The 24,148-nt window shown below is 69.6% G+C and carries 25 protein-coding genes; 12 read left to right on the top strand and 13 right to left on the bottom strand.

Going from position 1 to position 24,148, the window contains the following annotated elements; translation table 11 throughout:
• Positions 1 to 8: 8 nt before the first annotated feature.
• From fgd to PSS76_RS04925, 3 genes are all read right to left on the bottom strand, one after another.
• The gene (gene fgd / locus PSS76_RS04935; protein WP_005517853.1) at positions 9 to 1,022 is read right to left on the bottom strand and encodes a glucose-6-phosphate dehydrogenase (coenzyme-F420); all 1,014 of its coding nucleotides are present in this window, start codon (positions 1,020 to 1,022) and stop codon (positions 9 to 11) included.
• A 77-nt stretch (positions 1,023 to 1,099) separates the two neighbouring features.
• Positions 1,100 to 1,573, bottom strand: coding sequence for an RDD family protein (locus PSS76_RS04930; RefSeq protein WP_005517851.1), 474 nt, complete (start codon positions 1,571 to 1,573; stop codon positions 1,100 to 1,102).
• On the bottom strand, positions 1,570 to 2,316 hold the full coding sequence (locus tag PSS76_RS04925) for a hypothetical protein (protein WP_037084904.1): 747 nt from the start codon (positions 2,314 to 2,316) through the stop codon (positions 1,570 to 1,572). Before PSS76_RS04925 ends, PSS76_RS04930 begins: the two co-directional genes overlap by 4 nt.
• A gap of 151 nt (positions 2,317 to 2,467) precedes the next feature.
• On the opposite strand from PSS76_RS04925, the gene PSS76_RS04920 reads away from it, so the two are divergent.
• Together PSS76_RS04920 and PSS76_RS04915 are read left to right on the top strand one after the other, a co-directional pair.
• Complete coding sequence (locus tag PSS76_RS04920) at positions 2,468 to 3,472, top strand: alpha/beta hydrolase (protein ID WP_005517848.1); 1,005 nt, start codon at positions 2,468 to 2,470, stop codon at positions 3,470 to 3,472.
• The gene (locus tag PSS76_RS04915) at positions 3,469 to 4,284 is read left to right on the top strand and encodes an HAD-IIA family hydrolase (RefSeq protein ID WP_005517846.1); all 816 of its coding nucleotides are present in this window, start codon (positions 3,469 to 3,471) and stop codon (positions 4,282 to 4,284) included. The genes PSS76_RS04920 and PSS76_RS04915 overlap by 4 nt, the downstream gene beginning before the upstream one ends.
• A gap of 10 nt (positions 4,285 to 4,294) precedes the next feature.
• Here PSS76_RS04915 and PSS76_RS04910 read toward each other — a convergent pair whose 3' ends face one another.
• From PSS76_RS04910 to PSS76_RS04890, 5 genes are all read right to left on the bottom strand, one after another.
• Positions 4,295 to 5,434, bottom strand: a complete 1,140-nt coding sequence (locus PSS76_RS04910) for a serine hydrolase domain-containing protein (RefSeq protein WP_337455938.1) — start codon at positions 5,432 to 5,434, stop codon at positions 4,295 to 4,297.
• Between the two features lie 83 nt (positions 5,435 to 5,517).
• On the bottom strand, positions 5,518 to 6,864 hold the full coding sequence (locus PSS76_RS04905; RefSeq protein ID WP_069855950.1) for a bifunctional adenosylcobinamide kinase/adenosylcobinamide-phosphate guanylyltransferase: 1,347 nt from the start codon (positions 6,862 to 6,864) through the stop codon (positions 5,518 to 5,520).
• A 22-nt stretch (positions 6,865 to 6,886) separates the two neighbouring features.
• Positions 6,887 to 8,110: an O-succinylhomoserine sulfhydrylase gene (locus PSS76_RS04900; RefSeq protein ID WP_069855926.1), complete on the bottom strand. Its 1,224-nt coding sequence runs from the start codon at positions 8,108 to 8,110 to the stop codon at positions 6,887 to 6,889.
• Positions 8,107 to 8,553 (bottom strand): rhodanese-like domain-containing protein, encoded by a 447-nt coding sequence (locus PSS76_RS04895; RefSeq protein WP_069855927.1) that lies wholly within the window; start codon positions 8,551 to 8,553, stop codon positions 8,107 to 8,109. The genes PSS76_RS04900 and PSS76_RS04895 overlap by 4 nt, the downstream gene beginning before the upstream one ends.
• Before the next feature lie 78 nt (positions 8,554 to 8,631).
• Positions 8,632 to 9,054: an Rv0361 family membrane protein gene (locus tag PSS76_RS04890; protein ID WP_005517838.1), complete on the bottom strand. Its 423-nt coding sequence runs from the start codon at positions 9,052 to 9,054 to the stop codon at positions 8,632 to 8,634.
• A 310-nt stretch (positions 9,055 to 9,364) separates the two neighbouring features.
• Here PSS76_RS04890 and PSS76_RS04885 point away from each other — a divergent pair, with 310 nt between their 5' ends.
• Complete coding sequence (locus PSS76_RS04885; RefSeq protein WP_005517822.1) at positions 9,365 to 10,729, top strand: FAD-dependent oxidoreductase; 1,365 nt, start codon at positions 9,365 to 9,367, stop codon at positions 10,727 to 10,729.
• An 86-nt stretch (positions 10,730 to 10,815) separates the two neighbouring features.
• The gene (locus PSS76_RS04880) at positions 10,816 to 11,559 is read left to right on the top strand and encodes an amidohydrolase family protein (RefSeq protein ID WP_005517820.1); all 744 of its coding nucleotides are present in this window, start codon (positions 10,816 to 10,818) and stop codon (positions 11,557 to 11,559) included.
• A gap of 1 nt (position 11,560) precedes the next feature.
• On the opposite strand, the gene PSS76_RS04875 is transcribed toward PSS76_RS04880, so the two are convergent.
• Positions 11,561 to 12,043 carry a DUF456 domain-containing protein gene (locus PSS76_RS04875; RefSeq protein WP_013417117.1) on the bottom strand — a complete coding sequence of 161 codons (483 nt, stop codon included), beginning with the start codon at positions 12,041 to 12,043 and terminating at the stop codon, positions 11,561 to 11,563.
• 10 nt (positions 12,044 to 12,053) lie between these two features.
• Positions 12,054 to 13,268 carry a formate-dependent phosphoribosylglycinamide formyltransferase gene (gene purT, locus PSS76_RS04870; RefSeq protein WP_022597750.1) on the bottom strand — a complete coding sequence of 405 codons (1,215 nt, stop codon included), beginning with the start codon at positions 13,266 to 13,268 and terminating at the stop codon, positions 12,054 to 12,056.
• Positions 13,269 to 13,309: 41 nt separating this feature from the next.
• On the opposite strand from purT, the gene PSS76_RS04865 reads away from it, so the two are divergent.
• Complete coding sequence (locus tag PSS76_RS04865) at positions 13,310 to 13,735, top strand: hypothetical protein (RefSeq protein WP_064057633.1); 426 nt, start codon at positions 13,310 to 13,312, stop codon at positions 13,733 to 13,735.
• Positions 13,736 to 13,739: 4 nt separating this feature from the next.
• Here PSS76_RS04865 and PSS76_RS04860 read toward each other — a convergent pair whose 3' ends face one another.
• The gene (locus PSS76_RS04860) at positions 13,740 to 14,456 is read right to left on the bottom strand and encodes an alpha/beta fold hydrolase (protein ID WP_337455934.1); all 717 of its coding nucleotides are present in this window, start codon (positions 14,454 to 14,456) and stop codon (positions 13,740 to 13,742) included.
• Positions 14,457 to 14,460: 4 nt separating this feature from the next.
• On the bottom strand, positions 14,461 to 14,841 hold the full coding sequence (locus PSS76_RS04855) for a VOC family protein (RefSeq protein WP_005517814.1): 381 nt from the start codon (positions 14,839 to 14,841) through the stop codon (positions 14,461 to 14,463).
• A gap of 131 nt (positions 14,842 to 14,972) precedes the next feature.
• On the opposite strand from PSS76_RS04855, the gene PSS76_RS04850 reads away from it, so the two are divergent.
• The 3 genes from PSS76_RS04850 to PSS76_RS04840 all read left to right on the top strand — a co-directional run bounded on the left by PSS76_RS04850 (position 14,973) and on the right by PSS76_RS04840 (position 19,067).
• Positions 14,973 to 16,073, top strand: coding sequence for a CaiB/BaiF CoA transferase family protein (locus PSS76_RS04850; protein ID WP_044991398.1), 1,101 nt, complete (start codon positions 14,973 to 14,975; stop codon positions 16,071 to 16,073).
• A gap of 366 nt (positions 16,074 to 16,439) precedes the next feature.
• On the top strand, positions 16,440 to 17,849 hold the full coding sequence (locus PSS76_RS04845) for an Ig-like domain-containing protein (RefSeq protein WP_013417121.1): 1,410 nt from the start codon (positions 16,440 to 16,442) through the stop codon (positions 17,847 to 17,849).
• Between the two features lie 48 nt (positions 17,850 to 17,897).
• Positions 17,898 to 19,067, top strand: a complete 1,170-nt coding sequence (locus PSS76_RS04840; RefSeq protein WP_022597762.1) for an Ig-like domain-containing protein — start codon at positions 17,898 to 17,900, stop codon at positions 19,065 to 19,067.
• Between the two features lie 57 nt (positions 19,068 to 19,124).
• Here the strand turns inward: PSS76_RS04840 and yczR are convergent, their stop codons facing one another.
• Positions 19,125 to 20,609: a MocR-like transcription factor YczR gene (gene yczR, locus PSS76_RS04835; RefSeq protein WP_084847612.1), complete on the bottom strand. Its 1,485-nt coding sequence runs from the start codon at positions 20,607 to 20,609 to the stop codon at positions 19,125 to 19,127.
• 63 nt (positions 20,610 to 20,672) lie between these two features.
• Between yczR and PSS76_RS04830 the strand changes: the two genes are divergently transcribed.
• The 4 genes from PSS76_RS04830 to PSS76_RS04815 all read left to right on the top strand — a co-directional run bounded on the left by PSS76_RS04830 (position 20,673) and on the right by PSS76_RS04815 (position 24,080).
• A complete protein-coding gene (locus tag PSS76_RS04830) occupies positions 20,673 to 20,966 on the top strand; it encodes a hypothetical protein (protein ID WP_005517805.1) in 294 nt (97 codons plus the stop codon).
• Positions 20,963 to 22,228, top strand: a complete 1,266-nt coding sequence (locus PSS76_RS04825) for a helix-turn-helix transcriptional regulator (RefSeq protein WP_064077287.1) — start codon at positions 20,963 to 20,965, stop codon at positions 22,226 to 22,228. The genes PSS76_RS04830 and PSS76_RS04825 overlap by 4 nt, the downstream gene beginning before the upstream one ends.
• Before the next feature lie 134 nt (positions 22,229 to 22,362).
• Positions 22,363 to 23,451, top strand: a complete 1,089-nt coding sequence (locus PSS76_RS04820) for an S-(hydroxymethyl)mycothiol dehydrogenase (RefSeq protein WP_005517799.1) — start codon at positions 22,363 to 22,365, stop codon at positions 23,449 to 23,451.
• Entirely contained in the window at positions 23,448 to 24,080 is a 633-nt protein-coding gene (locus PSS76_RS04815; RefSeq protein ID WP_005517795.1) for an MBL fold metallo-hydrolase, read from the top strand. The genes PSS76_RS04820 and PSS76_RS04815 overlap by 4 nt, the downstream gene beginning before the upstream one ends.
• Positions 24,081 to 24,148: the final 68 nt, after the last annotated feature.

Here is a 24,148-nt window from a genome sequence, read left to right as displayed (position 1 = left end):
AACCGGCGTCAGGCCAGCGCGCGCAGACGCGGCGCGAGATCCCGCTCGAACAGGTCGAGGAAGCGCTTCTGGTCGTGGCCCGGCGCATGGAAGACCAGGTGGTTGAGGCCCGCATCGAGGTACGGCTTGATCATCTCGACGGCCTCGTCCGGATCCGACGAGACGATCCACCGCTTGGCGACCTGCTCGATCGGCAGCGCGTCGGCGGCGGCCTCCATCTCGATCGGGTCGTCGATGCTGTGCTTCTGCTCCGCGGTCAGCGACAGCGGTGCCCAGAATCGGGTGTTCTCCAGTGCCGCCGCCGGATCGGTGTCGTACGAGATCTTGATCTCGATCATCCGGTCGATGTCCGCGAAGTTGCGGGCCGCCTTCTCGGCGCCCTCCTTCACCGCAGGGATCAGCTTCTCGGTGTACAGGTCCATGCCCTTGCCGGACGTGCAGATGAAGCCCTCGCCCGCGCGGCCCGCGTACCGCGCGACCACGGGGCCGCCGGCCGCGATGTAGACCGGAATGCCGCCCTCCGGCACGTCGTAGATCGACGCGCCCTTGGTGCTGTAGTACTCGCCCTCGAAATCGACGCGGTCGCCGGTCCACAGATCGCGCATCAGCTGCACCGACTCGCGCAGCCGTGCGAACCGCTCCTTGAACTCCGGCCACTCGCCCTTGAAACCGGTGGCGATCTCGTTGAGCGCCTCACCGGTACCCACACCGAGCATGACGCGCCCCGGGTACAGGCAGCCCATCGTCGCGAACGCCTGCGCCACCACTGCCGGGTTGTAGCGGAACGTCGGGGTCATCACCGAGGTACCGAGCTGTAGCCGCTGGGTGCGCTCGCCGACCGCCGTCATCCACGCGATCGAGAACGGGGCATGACCACCGTTGTGCCGCCAGGGCTGGAAGTGGTCGCTGACGGTGACGCTGTCGAGGCCGTGTTCCTCGGCCATCACGCCGAGCTCGACCAGATCGCGCGGCCCGAACTGCTCCGCGGACGCCTTCAACCCCAACTTCAATCCCTGTACCACCGGTTCTCCGATCGTCTGCCCGATTCGCTGTGGCTTCGAGTATGCCCCGCGTCACTGCCGGGGCGCAGACTCCGGTGTCAGTGATGCTCGACGAGATGCGGATCCGGCTTCCAGTCGTAGACCACCGACGTCCGCAACGCGATGTCCTGCAGCGAGCGTCTCCTCCGGTCCACGGCCACCCAGAACAGCCCGAAGCCGAACAGCACGCACAGCACGGCGCGGGCCGCGCACCGCGGGAAGCGGACGAGCTGTCCGTTGCGGCTGACCAGGCGCAGCCCCATGGCGACCGCCCCCACGGTGCGGCCACTGGTGGACCAGCACACCGTGAGATACAGCACGGACAGCGCCACGAACGTGGTCGCCGACAGCAGGAACTGCGCCTGCGGGAACCGAAACTCCTGCGGTGAGAACAACAATCGCGTGAAGGTCAGCCCCATGTAGATCACGCCCATCAGGAACAGCACCACCCCGATGTCGATCAGCGCGGCCAGGCCACGCGTGACGATGCCCGCCGGCCGGTGCTCCGGATCAGGGCGACGGAGTTCGGTCATGCCTCGTCACCTTCACGACCCTCACGTTCCTCACGACCGAACAGGCGGCCGACGAAGCCGGCGACGGCGTCGTCGGCCGCCATCCCCTGCGAACGGGCGCCCCGCACCGCCTCGGTCGACATCGTGCTGGTCGATTCCCGGATGATCCGCGGCAGGTCGACGCCCTCGATGACCTCGTTGGACAGCCCGACCAGGTCGACCCGCCCGATCACGGCGTCGACGTCGACCGAGGCGGCAATCCGGTCCACGTCCACCTTGGCGGCGATAGCGTTCACGTCCACGCGGTCGACGATCCGCTCGATGTCCACGCGCGCGGCCACGTCGTCGACATCCACGCGGTCGAGGATCGGCGCGATGTCCACGCGGGCGGCGATCGCGTCGACGTCCACGCGGTCGACGATCCGCTCGATGTCCACGCGGTCGACGATCCGCTCGATGTCGATGCCCTCCGCGATCGCATCGAGGTCGACGTGCTCGCGGACCACCGCGGTGATGTCCACTTCGGCGAGCGCGGCGGCGACCACCCGGCGCACCACCTCCCGCAGCACGCGGTCGACGACGGCGTCCGCCGCCCGGAGGGTTTCGGCGCCCCGCGACTCGAGGAGGGCCAGACCGGCGTCCACCCCGGGCACTCGGCGAGCGAGATCGAGCGTGGTGCCCGCCGCGTAGCGCAGCGCGTCGCCGAGAAATGCGACGGATCCGGCCACGACGCGGGCCGGATCGGGGGTTCGGTTGCCGTCCATATCGAACATCCAAGACCGAACGGGCGCAAAATGCACCCCCTAGGTCCCGCCGGGGCCCGGAAGCCCCGCGCCGACACGGCGTCCACGGATATGCTGTCGTGAGCTTCATTCAGCCAGAAAGCAATTCAGGCCTTTCGGCCGGAGGTGCGCGATGCGAAGCTCTGGGGCGAGGGACGGTGCCCGGCACCGGATCCTGCACTCACTCACTCTCGTCGGGGTGCTGGTGGCCTCGCTGCTCGGCGCGACGCTCACCGCGCGGGCCGCGCCGTCGAACGTCGCGTACGTGGCCGGGACGGTCCAGGTGAGCGATCGGGTGACCCGGATATCGGTGTACTCACCCTCGATGGACCGGGTGGTCACCAGCGACGTCATCCATCCCACCGGGGGCGGTCCCGCACCCACGTTCTACCTGCTCACCGGAATCACGGGCGGCGAGGACGGCGTGTCCTGGTACAACAACACCGACGTCACGAACTTCTTCGCGGACAAACACGTCAACGTGGTGCTTCCGGTGGGTGGCAAGTACTCGATGTACACCGACTGGGACGCCGACGACCCCGTGCTGGGGCGCAACAAGTGGCAGACGTTCCTCACCAGGGAGTTGCCGCCGGTGATCGACCGCCAGTTCGGGACCACCGGCGTCAACGCGCTCGGCGGGGTGTCCATGGCTGCCGGTCCGGTGCTGGACCTCGCGATCCAGGCACCCGACGTCTACCGCGCCGTCGGGTCGTACAGCGGGTGCGCGGGCACCAGCGACTTCAACGGGCAGGCGATGGTTCGCTCGATGGTCGAGGTGCGCGGCGGCGGCAATGTCAACAACATGTGGGGACCGGGCGGCGGACCGCAATGGATCGAGCACGACCCGGTGGTGCAGGCAGAACGATTGCGGGGCAAGGTGTTGTTCCTGTCCGCCGCATCCGGGATGCCCGGTGCGATCGATCGCCTCGACCCACTGATCGCGATTCCGCAGGGCCTCGTCGGCGGCCTGCTGGAGTCGATCACGATGCGCTGCACCGCGGTGATGGACGCCCGGCTGCGCTCGCTCGGGATCCCCGCGACGGTCGTCTACCGGGATGTCGGTAGCCACACGTGGGGCGTGTTCGAGGCCGAGATGCGGGACTCGTGGGCAGTGCTCGGTCCGGCGATCGGGGCATGACGGATACTGGATCCGTGAGCACCGACGAACGGAACCCCGGCTGGACGTACCTCATGGACATGGACGGAGTTCTCGTCCACGAAGAGCACATCATTCCTGGCGCCGACGCCTTCCTCACCGAGCTGCAGGAGGCCGGCACGCCGTTCATCGTGCTGACCAACAACTCGATACGCACCCCCCGCGATCTGCGGGCGCGCCTGCTGCGCAGCGGACTCGACATTCCCGAGAAGTCGATCTGGACGTCGGCCCTGGCGACGGCGACGTTCCTGAAGAATCAGCGTCCCGGCGGAAGTGCCTACGTGGTGGGCGAATCGGGGCTCACGACCGCGCTGCACGAGATCGGTTACGTGCTCACCGACAACGACCCCGACTACGTCGTGCTCGGCGAGACCCGCACCTACTCGTTCGAGGCGATCACGACCGCGATCCGGCTCGTCGAGCGAGGCGCGCGGTTCATCGCCACCAACCCCGACGCCACCGGCCCGTCCCGCGAGGGTTCCCTCCCCGCAACAGGTTCGGTCGCGGCGCTGATCACCCGCGCGACGGGACGCGAACCGTACTACGTGGGCAAGCCGAATCCGCTCATGATGCGGTCGGCACTGCGCGCGATCGGGGCGCACTCGGAGAACACGCTGATGATCGGCGACCGGATGGACACCGACGTCGTCTCGGGCCTCGAGGCCGGTCTGCAGACCATCCTGGTACTGAGCGGCATCTCCACCCGGCAGACCGTCGAGACGTTCCCGTACCGCCCGACACTCGTGCTCGACTCGGTTGCCGACCTGGTGGGACGCACCGCGAATCCGTTCTGACCCCGGCGTCTCACGTGATCGCCGCATACGCGGCCTCGACCAGCCGGTGCGCTCGGCGGTCGCCCGCGAAGTAGTCGCGTTTGAGGTTCGGCACGAACGCGAACGCGAGCCCGCTGCCGGGGTCGCCCAACCCGACAGCGCCACCCGCACCCGGGTGCCCGAACGCATCGGAAGCCACGTCCGGAAGTTCGAAACTCTGGGCGGGGCGCATGAACCCGAGCCCGTACGCACTGTCGGTGAGCAGCACCCGGTCGCGTCCGCGCACCCGAACCCGGATCGCGTCGTCCAGCGTCCGGTGACTCAACGTCACCCCGTGCACCAGATCCCGGTAGAAGCGGGCGAGGGCGCGGGCCGTGGTCACCATCCCGGCGGCCGGCCAACCGCCGCCGAGCAGCACCGGGTCGTTGTACGACGCGGCCGGATTCGCGGTGGCCCGGAAGATCAGCGAACCCGGCTCCCCGTACGCCGCGCCGATCCTGGTCTGGGTGGCGATGTCGGTCAGCTCGGATTTCGGCTCGCCCCGCTTCGGGACGCTGATCCGCGCGGCCCGCGCGATCGTCCCCGCCGGGGCCCCGATCCACAGATCCGAACCGAACTCCTCCTGCACGAACTGCCCCACCGTCGCACCGGTGTGCCGTCTGACCAGTTCGCCGAGCAGCCACCCGAACGTGAGCGCGTGGTAACCGAAGTCGGTGCCGGGCTCCCATTCCGGGTGCTGCCCGGCCAATCGGTCGGCCATCGCGACGGGGTCCGCGGCCTGCGCCACCGTCACCGGCCCGTCGAAGGCCGGTAGTCCCACCTGATGGGTCAACAGGTGTTCGAGGGTGGCGCCGCCCTTGCCGTGGCGGGCGAACTCCGGCCACCAGTCGGCGACGGGGTCGTCGAGGCTCGCGTAGCCGCGCTCGACGAGCAGCAGTGCCGCCGCCGACGTCACCGCCTTGGTGCACGAGAACACCACGCACGGGGTGTCCCACGACCACCTGCGCCCGGTCCGCCGATCGGCGACGCCGCCCCACAGATCGACAACGGGGCGGCCGTCGGCGTACACGGCCACTGCGGCGCCCAGGTTCTGCCCCTCCGCGAAGCTCTCCTCGAATACCTCGCGAACACCGCTGAACGCCGAATCACATTGACCCTGAACAGATGCCATGAACACCTCTAATCGGGCATCCCCCGGGAGCGGCCCCGATGCCAGGCTATTGCGCGCGGCGGACCCGCGCATCCGGTTCGGCGTCAGCGCAGCGACGTCGGCACGCCCGCCACCATCAGCACCACCGACTCCGACTCGGCCGCGACCGCGGAGTTGACCCTCCCGAGCAGGTCCCGGAATCGTCGGCCCGCGGGTGTCGGCGGCACCACGCCACTGCCCACCTCGTTGCTGACCGCGACGACGGGCACCGTCGCCCGGCGCAGCGCACCCAGCAGGTCCGTGACGTCGGCGTCGACGGCAGTCCAGTCGCCGCCGGTCCACACACCGTGGTGATCCAGGCGCGCGGTGAGCCAGGTGCCGAGGCAGTCCAGCAGCACCGGCTCCCGGGCGTTTCGCAGCGCCTGCGCAACATTCGAGGTCTCGACCGTTGTCCACCCCGGCGGCCGGCGGGCCCGGTGCAGCGCGATCCGCTGCGCCCACTCCCGGTCGCCCTCCCGGACACCCCCGGTCGCCAGGTAGGTGACGCGGGGTTCGGCGGCCAGCAGCGCCTCGGCGTACGTCGACTTGCCGGCACGCGCCCCGCCGAGGACCAGCGTGCGCGACGCATGCCCGGATCGCACGACGGGTTCGCCGACCGGTACAGTCGTTCCGTCGTCCACGACGCGAGCACCCCACGGCGCCAGTCGATCCGACAGTTCGGGCGTCGGCGGGTTGTAGTGGCTCAGGTGCACCGCGACGACGTCGGAGGTGTCCGTGACCGCCCCGGCCTCGCGCAGCGCGGCGAGGGTGCGCGGGAACGTCGTCAGATCGTGGTGTCCGGCACCGAGATCGGTGCGCGTGCCGAAGGTCTCCTCCAGGAACACCGCATCGAAGCGGGCATCCCGGACCGCCTCCAGCGTCGACCCCGGCAGCGGCCCGGTGTCGGTGGCCCACAGCACGCGGTCGCCGTGAGGACCGGTGATGTCGTAGAGCACGCTGTCCCCGTCGCGGAACACCCGATGCTCGGCCGCGAGGACCCGGATCGTGTAGCCCTCCAGCATGATTCGGTCGCCGGGGACGACAGGGACGAACCGCACCGGATCGTCCGGCCCCACCCAGTCGCGGCACAGGTCGAGCGCATCGGCCGGGCCGACCACGTCGAGTGGGCGGTCGCGGCGCACCCACGAGCGGAACAGCAGCGCCGCCGGATTCAGGTGATCGGGGTGGGCGTGCGTGAGCAGGAGGTGTCGCACGTCGGCCAGCGAGCGTCCGGCGCGCACGGCGGCGCGGGGGACGTCCGGCCCGCAGTCGAGCAGGATCGCGTCGTCGATCAGGCCCGCGGTCTGCCCGCGGATCTCGCCGCGCTCGGCGGCGACGTGGCACGACGCGCACACGCAGAAGGGGTTGGGCCACCCGTCGGCACTGCCGGTGCCCAGCAGTACGACCTCGATGGTCCAACCCCTTCCGTGCGTGTCAGCGCAGCGCCTGCGCCAGGTCCTCCAGCAGATCCTCCGGATCCTCGAGGCCCACCGACAGGCGCACGACGCCGTCGGACAGGCCGATCGCGGCACGCCCCTCCGGCCCCATCGCGCGGTGCGTGGTGGTGGCCGGATGGGTGATGAGCGACTTGGAGTCGCCGAGGTTGTTCGAGATGTCGATGACGCGCAGCTTGTTCAGCAGCTCGAAGGCACGCTTCTTGCCCTCACCGTCGGCCGAATCGAGCTCGAACGTGACGACCGTGCCCCCACCGCTCATCTGCGACGTCGCCAGCTCGAACTGCGGGTGCGACGCGAGGAACGGATACTTCACCCAGCGGACCGCCGGGTCGGACTCCAGGAACCGTGCGATGCGCAGTGCGCTGTCCACCGAGTGACCCACGCGCAGTGGCATCGTCTCGAGGCCCTTGAGCAGGGTGTGCGCGTTGAACGGGCTCAGCGCCGGGCCGGTGTGCCGGATCAGTTGCTGCACCGGGCCGTCGATGTAGTCCTTCGGGCCCAGGATCGCGCCGCCGAGGACGCGGCCCTGACCGTCGATGTGCTTGGTACCCGAGTACACGACGACGTCGGCGCCCAGGTCGATGCTGCGCTGCAGCATGGGCGTCGCGAAGACGTTGTCGAGGACCACCTTGGCGCCCGCGGCGTGCGCCATCTCCGACACCTTGCGGACGTCGACGAGGGTCTGCATCGGGTTGGACGGCGTCTCGAAGAACACGGCCGTGGTCGGCACCGACAGCGCCTGCTCCCACTGGTCGAGGTCCTCGCCGTCGACGAAGACGGTCTCGACGCCCCACCGCGGGAGGATCTCGTTGCACACCACGAAGCACGAACCGAAGAGACTGCGGGCCGCGACGAGGCGGTCACCCTGGCCGAGCAGCGCGGCCAGCGCAGTGAACACCGCGGACATGCCCGACGCGGTCGCGTAGCAGCCCTCGGCGCCGTCGAGCAGCCGCAGCCGCTCCTCGAACATCTTGACGGTGGGGTTGCCGTAGCGGGAGTAGACGAAGTGGTCGACCTCGCCGGTGAACGCCTGCTCCGCGGCCTCCGCGGACTCGTACACGAAGCCCGAGTTGAGGTAGATCGCCTCGGACGTCTCCTCGAAACCGGAGCGCAGCGTGCCGCCGCGGACGCCGAGGGTGGCCGGGCGGACGGACTCGGGAAGCTGCTTGCGGAAGGAGCCGCCCTGCGGGATCGCGCTCACGACTGCGTCCAGGGCAGGCCGACGGCCCGCCAACCGGAAGTGCCACGGCGGCCGTCCGGGCCGAGTCCACCCTCGAAGCCGTCGAGCACGTTGTACGACGGCCCGATCCCGGCGGCGGTCGCGGCCTCGGCCGCACCGATGGACCGCTGGCCGGAGCGACACAGGAAGATCACCGGTCGCGCGTCGTCGGTGCCGACAGTTCCATCCTGGGCGCCACCGACGATCCCGGCCTCGACGAGCTGGTCGACGAAGGACTCGTTGCGCGCACCCGTGGGGTAGCTCACCCATTCGATGAGCACGGTCCGGCGGTCGATGGCCGACGTGTCGGGGACCCCGACGTATCGCCATTCCGCGTCGGTCCGCACATCCACGAGCACGGCTTCCGGATGCTCGCGCAGCAGCTCCCAGGCTTGCTGCGGCGTTATGTCACCTGCGTAGCTCACCGCTCCAGCTTTCCACAGAGTCCGATCGGGGCTAGCACGCGGATCGTGCGAAACCCGTGAACCGGGCCGTCGGGCGCGTCAGTCGCAGACGAGCCAGCGGTCGTCGCCCAGCACGAACGTCCACGTGGAGGTCGTCGCGCCCTTGTCGTCCTTCGCGGAGATCCGGACGTCGGCGGTCGCCGAGTCGCCGTCGACGACGGCGTTGTCGAGCGCCTCGACGACCACCTCGCCCTCGCGCCCGGCGATCGGTGACCGATCCTCGGCGAAACCGTCGCACACCATGCGATCGAGTGCCTCGGCGTCGTCGTTGTTGCTCGCGCGGACGAAGTCGGTGGCTGACGCGTTCAGCCGGTCGGCGTCGGACCGGCTCTCGTCGGCGGGCCGCAGCAGCGCCGAGACGACGATTCCGATCATCAGGATCGCAACTATTGACACCGCGAGGATGAACGGCTTGGCCGTGGTCCGCGAGGGATCGTCGACAGGGGCGTGCTCGTCGCTCATACCTGCAAGTTTCGCGTGTCCGCACCCGCGGCGTGCACCCGGGTCCCACACAACGCGGGGCACAAATCTCGTTTGTGCCCCCTCAACCTCGAGCGCAGTACCGGCGGTGCGCCGACCCCCCGACCATGAGGTGCGAGCAGTCGTCGGGTTCTAGCATGAAGGCGGGGACACCGTGAACTCCCGGGAATTCACACCCGCCCCCGCTCCGCGACACCCCAAGTAAGGCGGGGCTCAGTTTAAGCTGGAGCCTCACGCATTCGTGTCGCAAGCACACGTACGTCCGTCCAATCGAAAAGGTAGTTCGCCTCAGATGACTGACCAGACTCGTCCACTGCGCGTGGCCATCGTCGGTGCCGGCCCCGCCGGAATCTATGCCGCCGATGCGCTCATGAAGTCCGACACCGAGGTGAGCATCGACCTGTTCGAGCGGATGCCGGCCCCGTTCGGGCTCATCCGGTACGGCGTCGCACCCGACCACCCGCGGATCAAGGGCATCATCACCGCCCTCCACAAGGTGCTCGACAAGGATGCGGTCCGCCTGCTCGGCAACATCGACTACGGCACCGACATCACCCTCGAGGACCTGCGCCGCTTCTACGACGCGGTGATCTTCTCGACCGGCGCCAACGCCGACCGCGCCCTGAACATCCCGGGCATCGATCTGGACGGCTCGTACGGCGCCGCGGACTTCGTGTCCTGGTACGACGGCCACCCGGACGTCCCGCGCACCTGGCCGCTCGAGGCCGAGAAGGTCGCGGTCCTCGGTGTCGGCAACGTCGCGCTCGACATCGCCCGCGTGCTCGCCAAGACGGGCGACGAACTGCTCCCCACCGAGATCCCCGCGAACGTCTACGAGGGCCTCAAGAACAACAAGGCCGTCGAGGTCCACGTGTTCGGCCGCCGTGGCCCGGCACAGGCCAAGTTCACGCCGCTGGAGCTGCGCGAACTCGACCACTCCCCCACGATCGAGGTCATCGTCGATCCCGAGGACATCGACTACGACGAGGGCTCCGAGATCGCTCGACGCAGCTCCAAGCAGGTCGACATGGTCGCCAACACGCTGCAGGACTGGGCCATCCGCGACCAGGGCGACCGCCCGCACAAGCTGTTCCTGCACTTCTTCGAGTCCCCGCACGAGGTGCTCGGAGAGAACGGCAAGGTCGTCGGTCTGCGCACCGAGCGCACCGAACTCGACGGCACCGGCAACGTCCGTGGCACCGGCAAGTTCAACGACTGGGACGTCCAGGCCGTGTACCGCGCCGTCGGCTACCTGTCGCAGAACATCCCGTCGATCCCGTTCGACGACCAGGCCGGCACGGTGCCCAACGAGGCCGGACGCGTCATCGGCGACGACGGCAAGCACATGGACGGCACCTACGTCACCGGCTGGATCAAGCGCGGCCCCGTCGGCCTGATCGGCCACACCAAGGGCGACGCCAACGAGACCATCGCGTGCCTGCTCGAGGACGCACCGAACTTCGCGGGTGCGGCCGAGCCGGCCGAGGACGCCATCATCGAGTTCCTCGAAGGCAAGGGTGTCCCGTACACCACGTGGCAGGGCTGGTACCGCCTCGACGCCCACGAGCGTTCCCTCGGCGAGCCCGAGGGCCGCGAGCGCATCAAGGTCGTCGAGCGCGAGGACATGCTCCGCGCCAGCGAGCCGCACAAGGCCTGATTTTCCGTTCCCCAGCTGAAGGGTCCCTTCGTGCGCTGTCAGCGTACGAAGGGACCCTTCAGCTTTTCGCGGGGCATGATGAACACGTGTTTGACGCGCACGTGCACATCATCGACCCGCGGTTCCCGCTGGTGGAGAACAACGGGTACCTGCCCGATCCGTTCACGATCGACGACTACCGCGCCCGGATGGCCGGGTTCGGGGTGGACGGCGGTGCGGTGGTGACGGCGTCGTACCAGGGCACGCTCGGCGGTCCGCAGTTGCTGGCGGCGCTGCGCGAACTCGGCGAGGGCTGGGTGGGTGTCACCCATCTCGATCCCGACGCCACCGACGAGGACATCCTCGAACTCGACCGGGCCGGGGTGCGCGGCATCCGGTTCAACCTCCGGCGCAGCGCCACCGACGTGCAGGTCCTCACGACGCAGGCCCTGCGCGCGTACGAGCTGGCCGGCTGGCACGCCGAGTTCTACGTGGACGCGACGCTGCTGCTGTCGCTCGAACCGGTGTTCGCGAAGCTGCCGGCCGTCAGCATCGACCACCTGGGGATGTCGACACGCGGGCTGCGGTACCTGCTCAACCTCGTCGACCGCGGCGCCAAGGTGAAGGCCACCGGCTTCGGGCGGACCTCGATCGACGACGTCGGCGACGTCCTCCGGCAGATCCACGCCGTCAACCCGAAGGCCCTGATGTTCGGCACCGACCTACCCGGCACCCGCGCCCGCCGCGCCTTCGAGGCCGCCGACGTCGACATCATCGCCGACGCCGTCGGGGACGATCTCGAGGCGGTGCTCGGCGGCAACGCACGCGAGTGGTACCGCTGCCCGGCCTGACTCACAGCGCCAGTACCGCGCCCAGCCACAGCCCGACGGCGAGCAGCGCCCCGAACAACTCGACGAGGATCGACAGGCCCACGGCCTTCGTGGCGTGCACCGTCGAGGTCCACGCGTCGCGGTGGGTGCGGTGCCGAGCGGCCTCGGCGACGTAGGTTCCGAGCAGGAAACCGAGCAGCAGCCCGACGACCGGGACGACGAAGAACCCGACGATCCCCACCAGGCCGCCGAAGATCACCGACCGGCCCGGAACACCGGCGTCGCGCATGCGCCTGCCCGGCCACGCGTACTTCACCACACCCGATGCCACGAGCAGCAACATCGCGACCGCGAACACGGCCCACCCGGCGGCGGTGGCGTCGAGGATCGCCCACACCAGCAGGGCTCCGGCGATCAGCAGCGTGCCCGGCAGGATCGGCACCACGATGCCGACCAGCCCCACCAGCATCACCAGCCCGAGCAGGACCAGGACCCCGGTGCTCACGCCGGCCCGCTCACTCCGGTACGACGACGCGCACCCGCGAGGCCGCCTCGCGGGCCCGCTCACGGGCCGTGTCGACGTCGGGTCCGGTGGACACCGCGACCCCCATCCGGCGACGGGTGAACGCCTCGGGCTTGCCGAAAAGCCGCAGGTCGGTCTCCGGTACCGCCAGCGCGTCGGCGACGCCCTCGAACGCCACGCCGACCGCTTCGACACCGCCGTAGATCACCGCGGACGCACCGGGTGCGGCGAGCGTGGTGTCGACCGGCAGGCCGAGGATCGCGCGGGCGTGCAGTTCGAACTCGGAGAACCGCTGCGAGCGCAGCGTCACCAGACCGGTGTCGTGGGGGCGCGGGCTCACCTCGGAGAAGTAGACGTCGTCACCCTTGACGAACAGCTCGACGCCGAAGATGCCGCGGCCGCCGAGCGCGGTGGTGACCTTCTCGGCCACGTCGCGCGCGGCCGCGAGCGCGGCGGGGCTCATCGCCTGCGGTTGCCACGACTCGATGTAGTCGCCGGAGTCCTGCAGGTGCCCGATGGGCTCGCAGAAGTGGGTGCCGTCGACGGCGCGGACGGTGAGCAGGGTGATCTCGTAGTCGAAGTCGACGAAACCCTCGACGATCACGCGCCCCTTGTTCACGCGGCCACCCGAAAGGGCGTATTCCCAGGACTTTTCGAGGTCGTCGGCGCTGCGGGCCACGGACTGCCCCTTGCCCGACGACGACATCACCGGCTTGATCACGCACGGGAAGCCGATCCGCTCGGTGGCGGCCCGCACTTCGTCGAGGGAGTCGGCGAATGCGTACGGCGACGTCGGCAGACCCAGTTCCTCGGCGGCGAGACGGCGGATGCCCTCGCGGTTCATCGTCAGCTGCGTCGCGCGGGCGGTGGGGATGACGACGGCCAGACCGCGCTCCTCGACCTCCGCGAGGGCCTCCGTCGCGATGGCCTCGATCTCGGGCACCACGAAGTGCGGGCGCTCGTCCTCGACCAGCCGCAACAGTTGCTCGCGGTCACCCATGTCGACGGTGTGCGCGCGGTGCGCCACCTGGTGCCCCGGCGCATCGGCGTAGCGGTCGACGGCGATCACCTCGACACCCAGCCGCTGCAGCGCGATGATCACTTCCTTGCCCAGTTCGCCGGAGCCGAGCAGCATCACGCGGGTCGCGCTCGGGCTCAGCGGGGTGCCGATGCGGGCGGGGACGTCAGAAGGAATCTCGAGGGGCATGGCTCGGACTATATGCGGTCGACGCTGGGCATACTGTCGCGATGACCCTGGGACTCGACACCCGCCTGACGCTGCTCGCGGCGGGGCTGATCTTCCTGCTGGCCCTGCTGCTCGGTGTGTGGAAGTACCGGCAGATGGCGACGTCGCCCGATCATCTCGCGCACCCGTACGTCGACATCGCGCACCGCTCGGCACTGATGTATTCGTTTGCCACGCTGCTGGTGTCGGTCTTCGTCGAGCTCAGCGACTGGCCGACGGCCGTGAACGCGACGTGCGCGGGGATCCTGGTGTTCTTCTTCGTCGCGGCCATCGGCAGCTACATCGCACACGGCGCCCGCCGCGACACCACCAACCAGTTCGAGCGCCCCGACGCCGCGCTGCGTGTGGCGATGATCGCACTCGTCGTCGGCGAGGTGGGCGCGTTCGCGGTGCTGCTCGCGGGCTTCGTCGCGGCGCAGCTGCTGTAGCCGGTCAGTCGTGCGCCTCGACGTGCGCCAGGAAGTCGAGCACCGCCGCGTTGAACACCTCGGGTCGCTGCTCGGCGCACGCGTGTCCGGCGTCCGGGACGTACATCAGTTCGGCGTCGGGGATCGACCGCGCGATCAGCTCGGTGTGCCGGCGCGGGATCGCGTCGCGTTCCCCCACGATCACGAGCGTGGGGACCCCGATCGTGGAGAGCGCGTCGACCGGGATGTGCGGATGCCGAACCATCAGCTCGAGCAGTTCCCGGTGCCGCCGGACCTTCGCCGACAGCGGCGCGATCGCCCCCGCTGCCAGCCACGCGAGCGTCGCGGGAATCCGGAACCGGGCACCGAGCCCGTGCGGATCGAGGTTGGCGCCGTTGACGATCAGCGAACGCACCCGACGTGGGTCGCGCAGCGCCAGGGTGAGCGCGGTGTTCCCGCCGTCGCTGTACCCGAGGATGTGCGCGCTCTCGATACCGAGGGCGTCGAGCACCGCTTCCACGTCCTCGGACAGGCGTGCGAAATCGAGGGGCCCGTCGCCGCGGGTGGACTCGCCGTGCGCACGCGTGTCGAGCGCGAGCACCCGGTAGCGCTCGGCGAAGACGGGCACCTGCGCCGCGAAGTACCCGAGGTTCTCACTGTTGCCGTGCAGCAGCACCAGCGGTTCCCCGGCGCCGCGCTCCTCGTAGTGCAGCCGCGCGCCGGCGGCATCGACGAATCCCACCCGCTCAGCTCGGCGGCTGGTGGATCGAGAGCACGTTGCCGTGCGGATCGTGGAACCACGCGACCCGGGTGCCGTCGGGCGCGGTCCACGCGGCGTGATCGTCCTGGTCCATGCCCTGATAGCGCAGGAAGTCGACGCCCTTCGCGCGGAGCTCGTCGACGGTCGCGGACAGATCCGCCGTGCGCCAGCCGAGGACGGTGTAGCCGGTGTCGGCCTTCGACTGCACGAGGGTGACGCGCAGTTCCGTTCCGCCGCCCCCGTCGACGACGAGTGCGAACGGGGTTCGCTCGGTGACCGTCAGACCCAGGGTGTCGACGTAGAACATCGACGACACGTCCAGATCGGTACTGGCCAGGAACGCGACGAGTTCTCCGGGGAAGGCCATGTCGTCAACTGTGCGCCTCGACGGCGGTCGGCGACAAGTCACCGCAGCTCCGTGACCCGGACCACAACCGGCGTACGGGACGGGTTACCGTCACAGGAACGGAGGTTCGACCATCACTCAGGAGGAATTACGTGACTACCGCAGGAGCTGAGCGGAAGGGCCCGTTGACGGGCATCCGCGTCGTCGAATTCGCCGGAATCGGACCGGGCCCGCACGCCGCGACGCTGCTCGCGGACCTGGGCGCCGACGTGGTGCGGGTCCAGCGCGCGGGAATGCTGCCGGCGGAGGGCCAGGTGGGTGATCAGACCGCGCGCAACCGCCGCGTCGTCGAGGCCGACCTGAAGAATCCTGCCGACGTCGAGAAGGTCGTCGAGCTGCTGGGGCGCGCCGACATCCTGATCGAGGGCTTCCGTCCGGGCGTCATGGAGCGCATGGGCCTGGGCCCCGACGTCGTCCTGGAACGCTGCCCGCGTCTGGTCTACGGCCGCATGACGGGCTGGGGCCAGGACGGTCCGCTCGCGCAGTCCGCGGGCCATGACCTCAACTACATCTCGCTGACGGGCGTCCTGCACGCGGTGGGACGCAAGGGCGAGCGCCCGGTGCCGCCGCTGAACATGGTCGGCGACTTCGGTGGCGGCTCCATGTTCCTGCTGTTCGGTCTCCTCGCTGCGCTCGTCGAGCGTCAGACGTCGGGCAAGGGGCAGGTCATCGATGCGGCGATGGTCGACGGCACCCTCGCGCTGTCGCACATCATCTGGAACTTCCGCCGCATCGGCATGTGGTCGGACGAGCGCGGCGTGAACTTCCTCGACGGCGGCGCCCCGTACTACGACACCTACGAGACCTCCGACGGCAAGTACATGGCGGTCGGCGCGATCGAGCCGCAGTTCTACGCCGAACTGCTGAAGGGCCTCGAGCTGGATCCGGCGGCCCTGCCCGGCCAGCAGGACGCGAGCCGCTGGCCCGAACTGCGCCAGATCCTCACCGACAAGTTCCTGAGCAAGACCCGCGACGAGTGGACCAAGATCTTCGACGGGACCGATGCCTGCACGACGCCGGTCCTCACGTTCACCGAGGCACCGAACGATCCGCACATCGCGGCCCGCGGCAGCATCATCGAACTCGAAGGGGTCACCCAGCACGCCCCGGCACCCCGCTTCTCGCGGACCCCCACGACCACGCCGCAGCCGCCCGCACGGGTGGCCACGGATGTCGACACTCTCTGGCGCTGAGCACCTTTCACGGCTCGGAGGCTCATCTCCGCCGATCGACCTTCGCCACCGACGACAGTCACCACGGGCCGGACACCTCGAGTGTCCGGCCCGTCGGCATTTCTGCAACTCGTTCTCGGAGCGGGACGGACCCCTGGCAGCCCTACCACCTCCGTGGCGTCCCACTTCTTTTCTCCCGCTAATTACTCTCGAGTAACCCTCCGGCACAGTCGATTTCACAACAAACAATCCGGACGGTCGTTCAAGTTGCGCCTTGATCGATCAAGCGTAAATTCCGCTTATGCCGGGTTTCGAATGCGTGTTAGGTGAAACACGTTCCACTCCCCAATCGAGAACGTTCGCATTCCGAATCCAGGAGTCTCATCCATGACGAACCGATGGCGCCGAACAGCGCTCACGACGGCGGCCGCGGCTGCCGGCAGCCTGCTCTTCTTCACGGGAAGTGCCACGGCGGAACCCGCGCAGAACCCGCCGACCGGATCACCCGTCCTGCTCGCCGACGACCCCGGGCCGTCCGAGTTCGCGACCCGTGTCGATCTGACCATGCCGACCCAGATCAAGACCGGTATCGAGATCGACCTCAAGTCACAGACATTCGGCGTCGACGCCAACAAGGGTGTCAACGGCGGCATGGTCCAGTTCCTGGTCGACGGGGTCGAGACGGGGGCGCAGATCAAGGCCGGCAGCACCGGACTCGCCACCCTCAAGCACACGTTCACGACCGCCGGGCCGCACACCGTCTCCGTCCAGTACCTCGGCGGCGGCAAGATCACCGGCGTCACCGAGACCGCCGCGGCGAGCAGCACCCAGGGGACCATCACGGCCGTCGAGCAGGACGTGGCCACGGTCGTCGAGATCCTGCCGAACGACACCCCCGTCGAGACCGGCGTCCAGGCCACTCTCAAGGCCAAGGTGTCCCTGCAGTCCGGCGGGATTCTGCCGATCCGCACCAACGGCAAGGTGAGCTTCTACGACGGCGACGACCTGCTCGGCACGGCAACGTCGATCCTGACGGACGGCACCGCCAGCATCAAGGCGACCTTCCTGCACGCCGGCACCCGGACCGTCACCGCGCGGTTCTCCGGCAACACCGGGTTCGCCCCGTCCACCTCGGCGGACACCCCGCTGGAGGTGCAGCACAAGGATCTGGCCACCAGCACCACCCTGCTGGCACCCAACAGCGGCCGGGCCGGTCAGCCGGTCACGCTCACCGCGACCGTCACGGCGCAGCTGCCGGCCGACGGAACCGTCCAGTTCCTCTCGGGCAGCACGCCGCTCGGCGCACCGGTGCCGGTCGTCGACGGTGTCGCCACGGCCGCACACATCTTCGAGGAAGCCGGCGAACACTCGGTCACGGCGGTGTTCACGGGCACCGGCTTCGTCACGTCGACGTCTGCGCCTGCACCGCTGAGCATCTCGGCGGCCCAGCCCGGGGACACCACCACCACGGTCACCGCCCCGGCAGCCACGATCCCGGGTATCCCGGTGACCCTGACCGCGAACGTCGCCCCGGCGCCCTACGGAGGCACCGTGCAGTTCTACGTCGGCGACACCCCCGTCGGCGATCCGGTCTCGGTCGTGAACGGCTTCGCCTCGATCGGTCACACCTTCACCGACGCCGGCACGTTCCAGGTCACTGCGCGCTACAGCGGCCACATCGCGGCCAACCCGTCGACGTCGGCAGCAGCCGCCGTCACGGTCGTCGGCCCCGGCGGCGGAACCGGCTCGGTGGAGCTGCCGTCGTTCGGCTCGCTCACGCTGCCGTTCGGCTCCTGACCGAACGGTCCCACTCCCTCCCCTACTTCGAATGTCAAGGAACGCAGCATGACCGAAAATTCGACCAGGCGATATCTCACCCCGTTGTGCGCGACCGGCCTCGCAGCCGGGCTCGTGCTGTCGGGATCCCCGGCCTCGGCCGCCACCACGACCACCCCGTTCGACGCCCAGTGCCGCGCCGCGGCAATTCTCACCGTCGACAAGGTCGCACAGCACGTGTTCACCGTCGACGGCCCCGCCCGGGTCGATCCGGGTGAGACGTTCACCTACCGAATCCAGCCGGCGCCGTCCGCCTTCCCGGACAAGGAGAGCATCGCCACCACGACGAACGTCTCCCGCATGAAGATGGACTACCAGCTTCCGGACAACGCAACTTTCGTCGGCGCAGAGGTGGTCCCAGGCAGCGGCATCGGCATCTCCGGCACCCCCGCGAACGTGCTGCGGATCAACGAGAGCGGCGAACCCGACCCGGCCGGCACGATCCTGCGCCTGTCCGGCGACAACGAGGTGATCGGCAACAGCCCCAAGGCCGACAAGAAGAGCCAGGGCGGCATCGTCGCCGAGAAGACGAAGAACTATCTGAACGGCACGCCCAGTTCCGACGGCTCGACGTGGTTCCAGTTGCCGGCGATCGACGTCACCCTCACCGCGGGCGCCGGTGGCGAGATCACCCCGAAGCTGCGGACCGGCGGCAGCGCAGCGAACCTGGGCGACGAGGGCAACTACAACACCTTCCTCGCTCTCGCGGTGGCTCTGGGCGGCAACCAGTGGGCACCCACGCGCTGTGTCCCCAAGGACGCCAAGGACGACTCCGCGCCGCTGAACCGCGGTGGCGGCCCGCTCGCCACGATTGCGGTCGGCGAGCAGACCGGCAACGTCACGACCACGCAGGTGACAGCTCCCGAGACGGCCGACGCCGGTGAGGCGGTGCAACTCTCGGCCACGGTCACCCCGAACCCGAACGGCGGCAACGTCGCGTTCCTCGTCGACAGTGTCGTGGTCGGTGAGGCTCCGGTGATCGACGGCACGGCGACCCTGTCCCACGTCTTCACCGGCGGATCGCATAACGTGGCCGCCCGGTACGTCGGTAACGGCACCTTCCGTCCGTCGCTGTCCGCGGATGCCACGATCGTGGTCGCCGGCGGTGGATCCGGGAGCGCGATCGGCTCCCTCGAACTGCCCTCGCCGGGCTCGCTGACGGCGCCGTTCGGCTCCTGATCGCCTGACCGGCAAGGTGGTGGGTGGGGGCCTCGGCGGCCCTGCCCACCACCGTCGTCACACCACCAGGGCCGGTTCCACGGCCTCGGTGCCGACACCCAGCGCCGAGTACGCCGCCGCCACACCGGCCACCGCCCGTCGGAGTTCGTCCACCGGGCGTGCGTACGGCAGCCGGATGAAGCGCTCGAAGGCACCCTCGACACCGAAGCGCGGGCCGGCCGCGAGCACCACGCCGTGACTCGGCGCGGTCGCAGCCAGCGCCGTCGACACCGCGGCGGGCATCCGCAGCCACAGCGACATGCCGCCGGACCCGACGGTCGGCACCCAGTCCGGCAGCCGCGCCGACAACTCGTCGAGCATCGCGGCGCGCTGTACCCGCAGCAGTGCGCGGCGCTCCGCGATCGGTTCGTCGCCCAGCGCCAGCAGGTGGGCCGCGGCCAGCTGGTCCATCACCGGGGTGCCGAGGTCGAGGGCCGAGCGCGAGCCGGCGAGCCGGGCGATCAGCTCCGGATTCGCCCGAATCCACCCCACCCGCATGCCACCCCAGTGGGACTTGGAGATCGAGCCGACCGTCACCACGTCGGCACCGGACGTGTCGCGGGCCAGGGCGGCAACCGGCGGCGGCGGGGGTCCGTCGAGCCAGACGTCCACCATCGTCTCGTCCACCACCAGCGTCATCCGGGTCTCGCGGGCGATGCGCGCCAGTTCCGCCCGCCCCAGCTCGTCGAGGCACAGCCCGGTCGGGTTGTGGAAGTCAGGCAGCAGGTACGCCATCCGAGCGGCGGTCTGTCGCGCGGCCCCACGAATCGCGTCGAGGTCCCAGCCACGCGACGTACCGCCCTCGGGACGCACGGGCACCGGGACCGGGCGTGCCCCGACCCGCCTGATCGCTTCCAGCGCGTTGGGGTAGGTCGGGTGATCGACGAGAACCCGCTCGCCCGGCGCGGTGAGCACCCCGAGCAGCAGCCGCAGCGCATGCTGCGCGCCCGACGTGATCATGATCTGGTCGGTGGACGTCTCCAGACCGCGCGCACGATACCGGGCCGCGACGGCCTCCCGGAGCATCGCGATGCCCACCGGCTCCATGCCGTGCGTCGACAGGAACGGGGGAAGCTCGTGCAGCGCAGCGCCGTAGGCTTCCTCGACCTCCGCGACGGGCGCCACCATGGCCGCGTAGCTGAGATCGACGAGCGGTTCGTCGGACGGCGGAAGGTGGCGTGGTCGCTGTTGCGCCGCAGCACGGTTCACCGAATCAGGCAGTGCAACGGTAGTCCGCGACCCCTGCCGGCTCAGCACGTAGCCCTCGTCGCGCAGCACCGCGTACGCCGAGGTGACGGTGGTGCGGCTCAGCTCGAGCTCGGCCGCGAGTTCCCGTTCGCTCGGCAGCGCCGACCCCAACGGAACCCGGCCGTCGTGCACCAACAGCCGGATCCCGTCGGCGAGCGCACGGTACGCCGGGCGGGACGCCCTCCGTCCCCCGTTGTCGTGCCAGGCCCCGAGATCACGAGCCAGCGACCGCGCGCTCAGTGCATGCATCATCATGCAGTCCAGCGTGCCCGTTCTGGCCCTTCATTTCAAAGCCAATCGTTTCCCAGACTGGTCGACATGAGCACCCTGATCACCTTCCTTGCCATCGCCGCTCTCGCCGCTTTCGTCTACCGCTACATGCCCAAGGAACGGCAGGGATCGCCGTTTCACCTCGAACAATTCCGGCCTGCAGCACCTTTGGCGGGAATCTTCGACGACGGCGCCTCCCCGGCCACACCGGAGCGGCGCGCCGAGACGGATTCGGCCCGACCGGGGGCCGAGCAGTCCAGTAACCGCGCACTGGACTGCTCGGGCTCGGACCGTGCGCCCCAGGATCCGGCGGACACCGGGAGCGATATCGTGGCGACGTGAGCGAGACCGGAACGGACGCGGTACTGGACGGTCTGCGTGACGTCCTGGTCGGCCGTCTCTCCGACATCGGTCGCCGGTTCTCGGCCGTGCTGGCCGACGCCGTGCCGCACACCGCGCTGGTGATCTTCACTCGCGAATGCACGGGCCGTCCCCGCAAGGTCGCCGGCGATCCCGCGATCGTCGACCGGGTGACGATCGCCGAATTGGATTCCCTGCGAGCAGATCTCGATCACGGCCGGACGTTCCGCGGTCGCGCCGAGATCGCGGGACGTCCGCGCGAGGTGTACGCGATCCTCGACCGCACCGACACACTGCTCGTGATCGTCCCGTCGGGCACGCTGTCACGGACCGCGCCGCTCGAGTCCGTCCGGTCGATGTTCGGCATCGTCGCCACCGGCATCCAGTTGCAGGTGCAGGGCGCGAGCCCCGCGTATCTCGCGGAATCCCGCGCCGCTTCGGCCGAACGCGCTCGCACCGTCGCCGAACTCACCGAGGTGCATGCCACGACGCTCGAGACGCTGCTGGCGACGCTGCGGTCCGGCGACCTCGACGACACCCGGGCCCGGGCGGCGGCACGGGAGGCGGCGTCGGGCGCGCTCATCCGGTTGCGGACGACGGTCGACACGCACCGCGAGTTGGCCGAGGAATCCGTCGTCACCGCCTTCGCCCGTCTGCGCGGCGAACTCCGCGGACTGCTCCGGCACCGGGACCTCGAACTGGATCTCGTCGAGCCCGCGGTCGACGGCCGCGCCGTGCCCGGCGAGGTGGCGCACGGCGCCCGCGCGGTGGTGCGGGGCGCCGTCCTGTCGCTGTCCACGCAGAACGGACTCAGCCGGATCCGTGTGGCCTGGACCTGCTCGGAATCCGAACTGGTGGTGGACATCCGCGACGACGGGCGCGGACTGGCCGACGCCACGGACCTCGAGCGTCAGCTCCGTCCGCGGGTGGAGACCCTCGACGGCACACTGACGACCGAGTCGACGCCGGGCTGGGGTTCACGGGTCGTCGCGACCCTGCCGCTGCGCACCCGGACCACCGCGCCTCCGACGCACCACGCCCTCACCGACCTGGGCCCGCGAGAACTCGAGGTGCTCGGGCATCTGGTCGCCGGCCGCCGCAACCGGGCCATCGCCGAACGCCTCGGGGTCAGCGAGAGCACCGTGAAGTTCCACGTCGCCGGTGTTCTGCGCAAACTCGACGTCGCCACGCGCGCCGAGGCGGCCGCCCTGGCCGGCGAGGCCGGCATCCGGCCCGTCCCCTGACCGTTCGGCCAGGTCCACCTCCCCGATCGACCAGTCCCGATACCGCCCGCCGGTGACTAGCCTCGTAGTCGGATGCGCACGCCAGCATGGGTGTGCCCGCGCGTTCACGTCGACCGAATTGGAGTGGAGAAACCATGCCGCAGCAGGTACGGGGCGTCATCGCCCGCTCGAAGGACGCCCCCGTCGAACTGGTGACCATCAACATCCCCGACCCCGGGCCGGGCGAGGCCGTCGTCGCGATCGCGGCGTGCGGCGTCTGCCACACCGACCTGACCTACCGTGACGGCGGCATCAACGACGAGTTCCCGTTCCTCCTGGGGCACGAGGCCGCGGGAATCGTCGAGGCCGTCGGTGAGGGCGTCGACACCGTCGAGGTCGGCGATTTCGTCGTCCTCAACTGGCGCGCGGTGTGCGGAAAGTGTCGCGCCTGCAAGCGTGGTCGTCCGCAGTACTGCTTCGACACCCACAACGCGAAGCAGAAGATGACGCTCGAGGACGGCACCGAACTGACCCCAGCACTGGGCATCGGCGCGTTCGCCGACAAGACCCTCGTCGCGGCCGGCCAGTGCACCAAGGTCGACCCCACCGCCGATCCGGCGGTCGTCGGACTGCTCGGCTGCGGCGTCATGGCCGGCATGGGTGCCGCGATGAACACCGGCAACGTCACCCGCGGCGACTCCGTCGCGGTCATCGGCTGCGGCGGCGTCGGTGACGCCGCCGTCATGGGCTCGCGCCTGGCCGGCGCCAACAAGATCATCGCGATCGATCGGGACCCGAAGAAACTCGAGTGGGCCGTCGAGCTCGGCGCCACCCACACCATCGACGCGTCGAAGGTCGACGACGTGGTCGAGGCGATCCAGGACCTCACCGACGGCTTCGGCACCGACGTCGTGATCGACGCCGTGGGCCGCCCGGAAACCTGGAAGCAGGCGTTCTACGCCCGCGACCTGGCCGGCACCGTCGTCCTCGTGGGCGTCCCCACCCCGGACATGACCCTCGAGATGCCGCTGGTCGACTTCTTCTCGCGCGGCGGCTCGCTCAAGTCGTCGTGGTACGGCGACTGCCTGCCCGAGCGCGACTTCCCGATGCTCGTCGACCTGTACCAGCAGGGTCGGCTGCCGCTCGAGAAGTTCGTGACCGAGCGGATCAAGCTCGAGGACGTCGAGCAGGCCTTCGAGACCATGCACCGCGGCGAGGTGCTGCGCTCGGTGGTGGTCCTGTGAGCGGGGTCCTCAGGGTCGACCGCGTCGTCACGTCGGGCACGTTCGAGCTCGACGGCGGCAGCTGGGACGTCGACAACAACATCTGGCTCGTCGGCGACGACGACGAGGTACTGGTGATCGACGCCGCGCACACCGCGCAGCCGATCATCGACGCCGTCGGCGGCCGCAAGGTGGTAGGCATCGTGTGCACGCACGGGCACAACGACCACGTCACCGTCGCCCCGGAGCTGTCCGAGAAGCTCGATGCGCCGATCTACCTGAACCCGGCCGACGACGTGCTGTGGCAGATGACCCATCCGGGTGTCCACCACCTCGCGCTCGAGGACGGTCAGCGGATCGCGGTGGCGGGCACGGATATCCAGGCCATCCACACCCCGGGCCACTCCCCCGGCTCGACGTGCCTGTACCTGCCGGAGGCGGGCGAGCTGTTCTCCGGCGACACCCTGTTCTCGGGTGGACCCGGCGCCACCGGACGCTCGTTCTCGGACTTCCCGACGATCATCGGCTCGATCCGCGACAAGCTGTTCGCACTACCCGCGGAAACCCGCGTCCACACCGGTCACGGCGACGACACCGCCCTGGGCACCGAGGCACCGCACCTCGAGGAGTGGATCGCCCGCGGTCACTGACCGCCCCCCCGACAGCTGAAGGGTCCCTTCATGCGCTCGCAGCGTATGAAGGGACCCTTCAGCTTGCA

This window comes from Prescottella sp. D32 (assembly GCF_037287305.1).
Taxonomy (GTDB): domain Bacteria; phylum Actinomycetota; class Actinomycetes; order Mycobacteriales; family Mycobacteriaceae; genus Prescottella; species Prescottella equi.
This window is presented reverse-complemented; position numbering and strand designations above follow the sequence as displayed.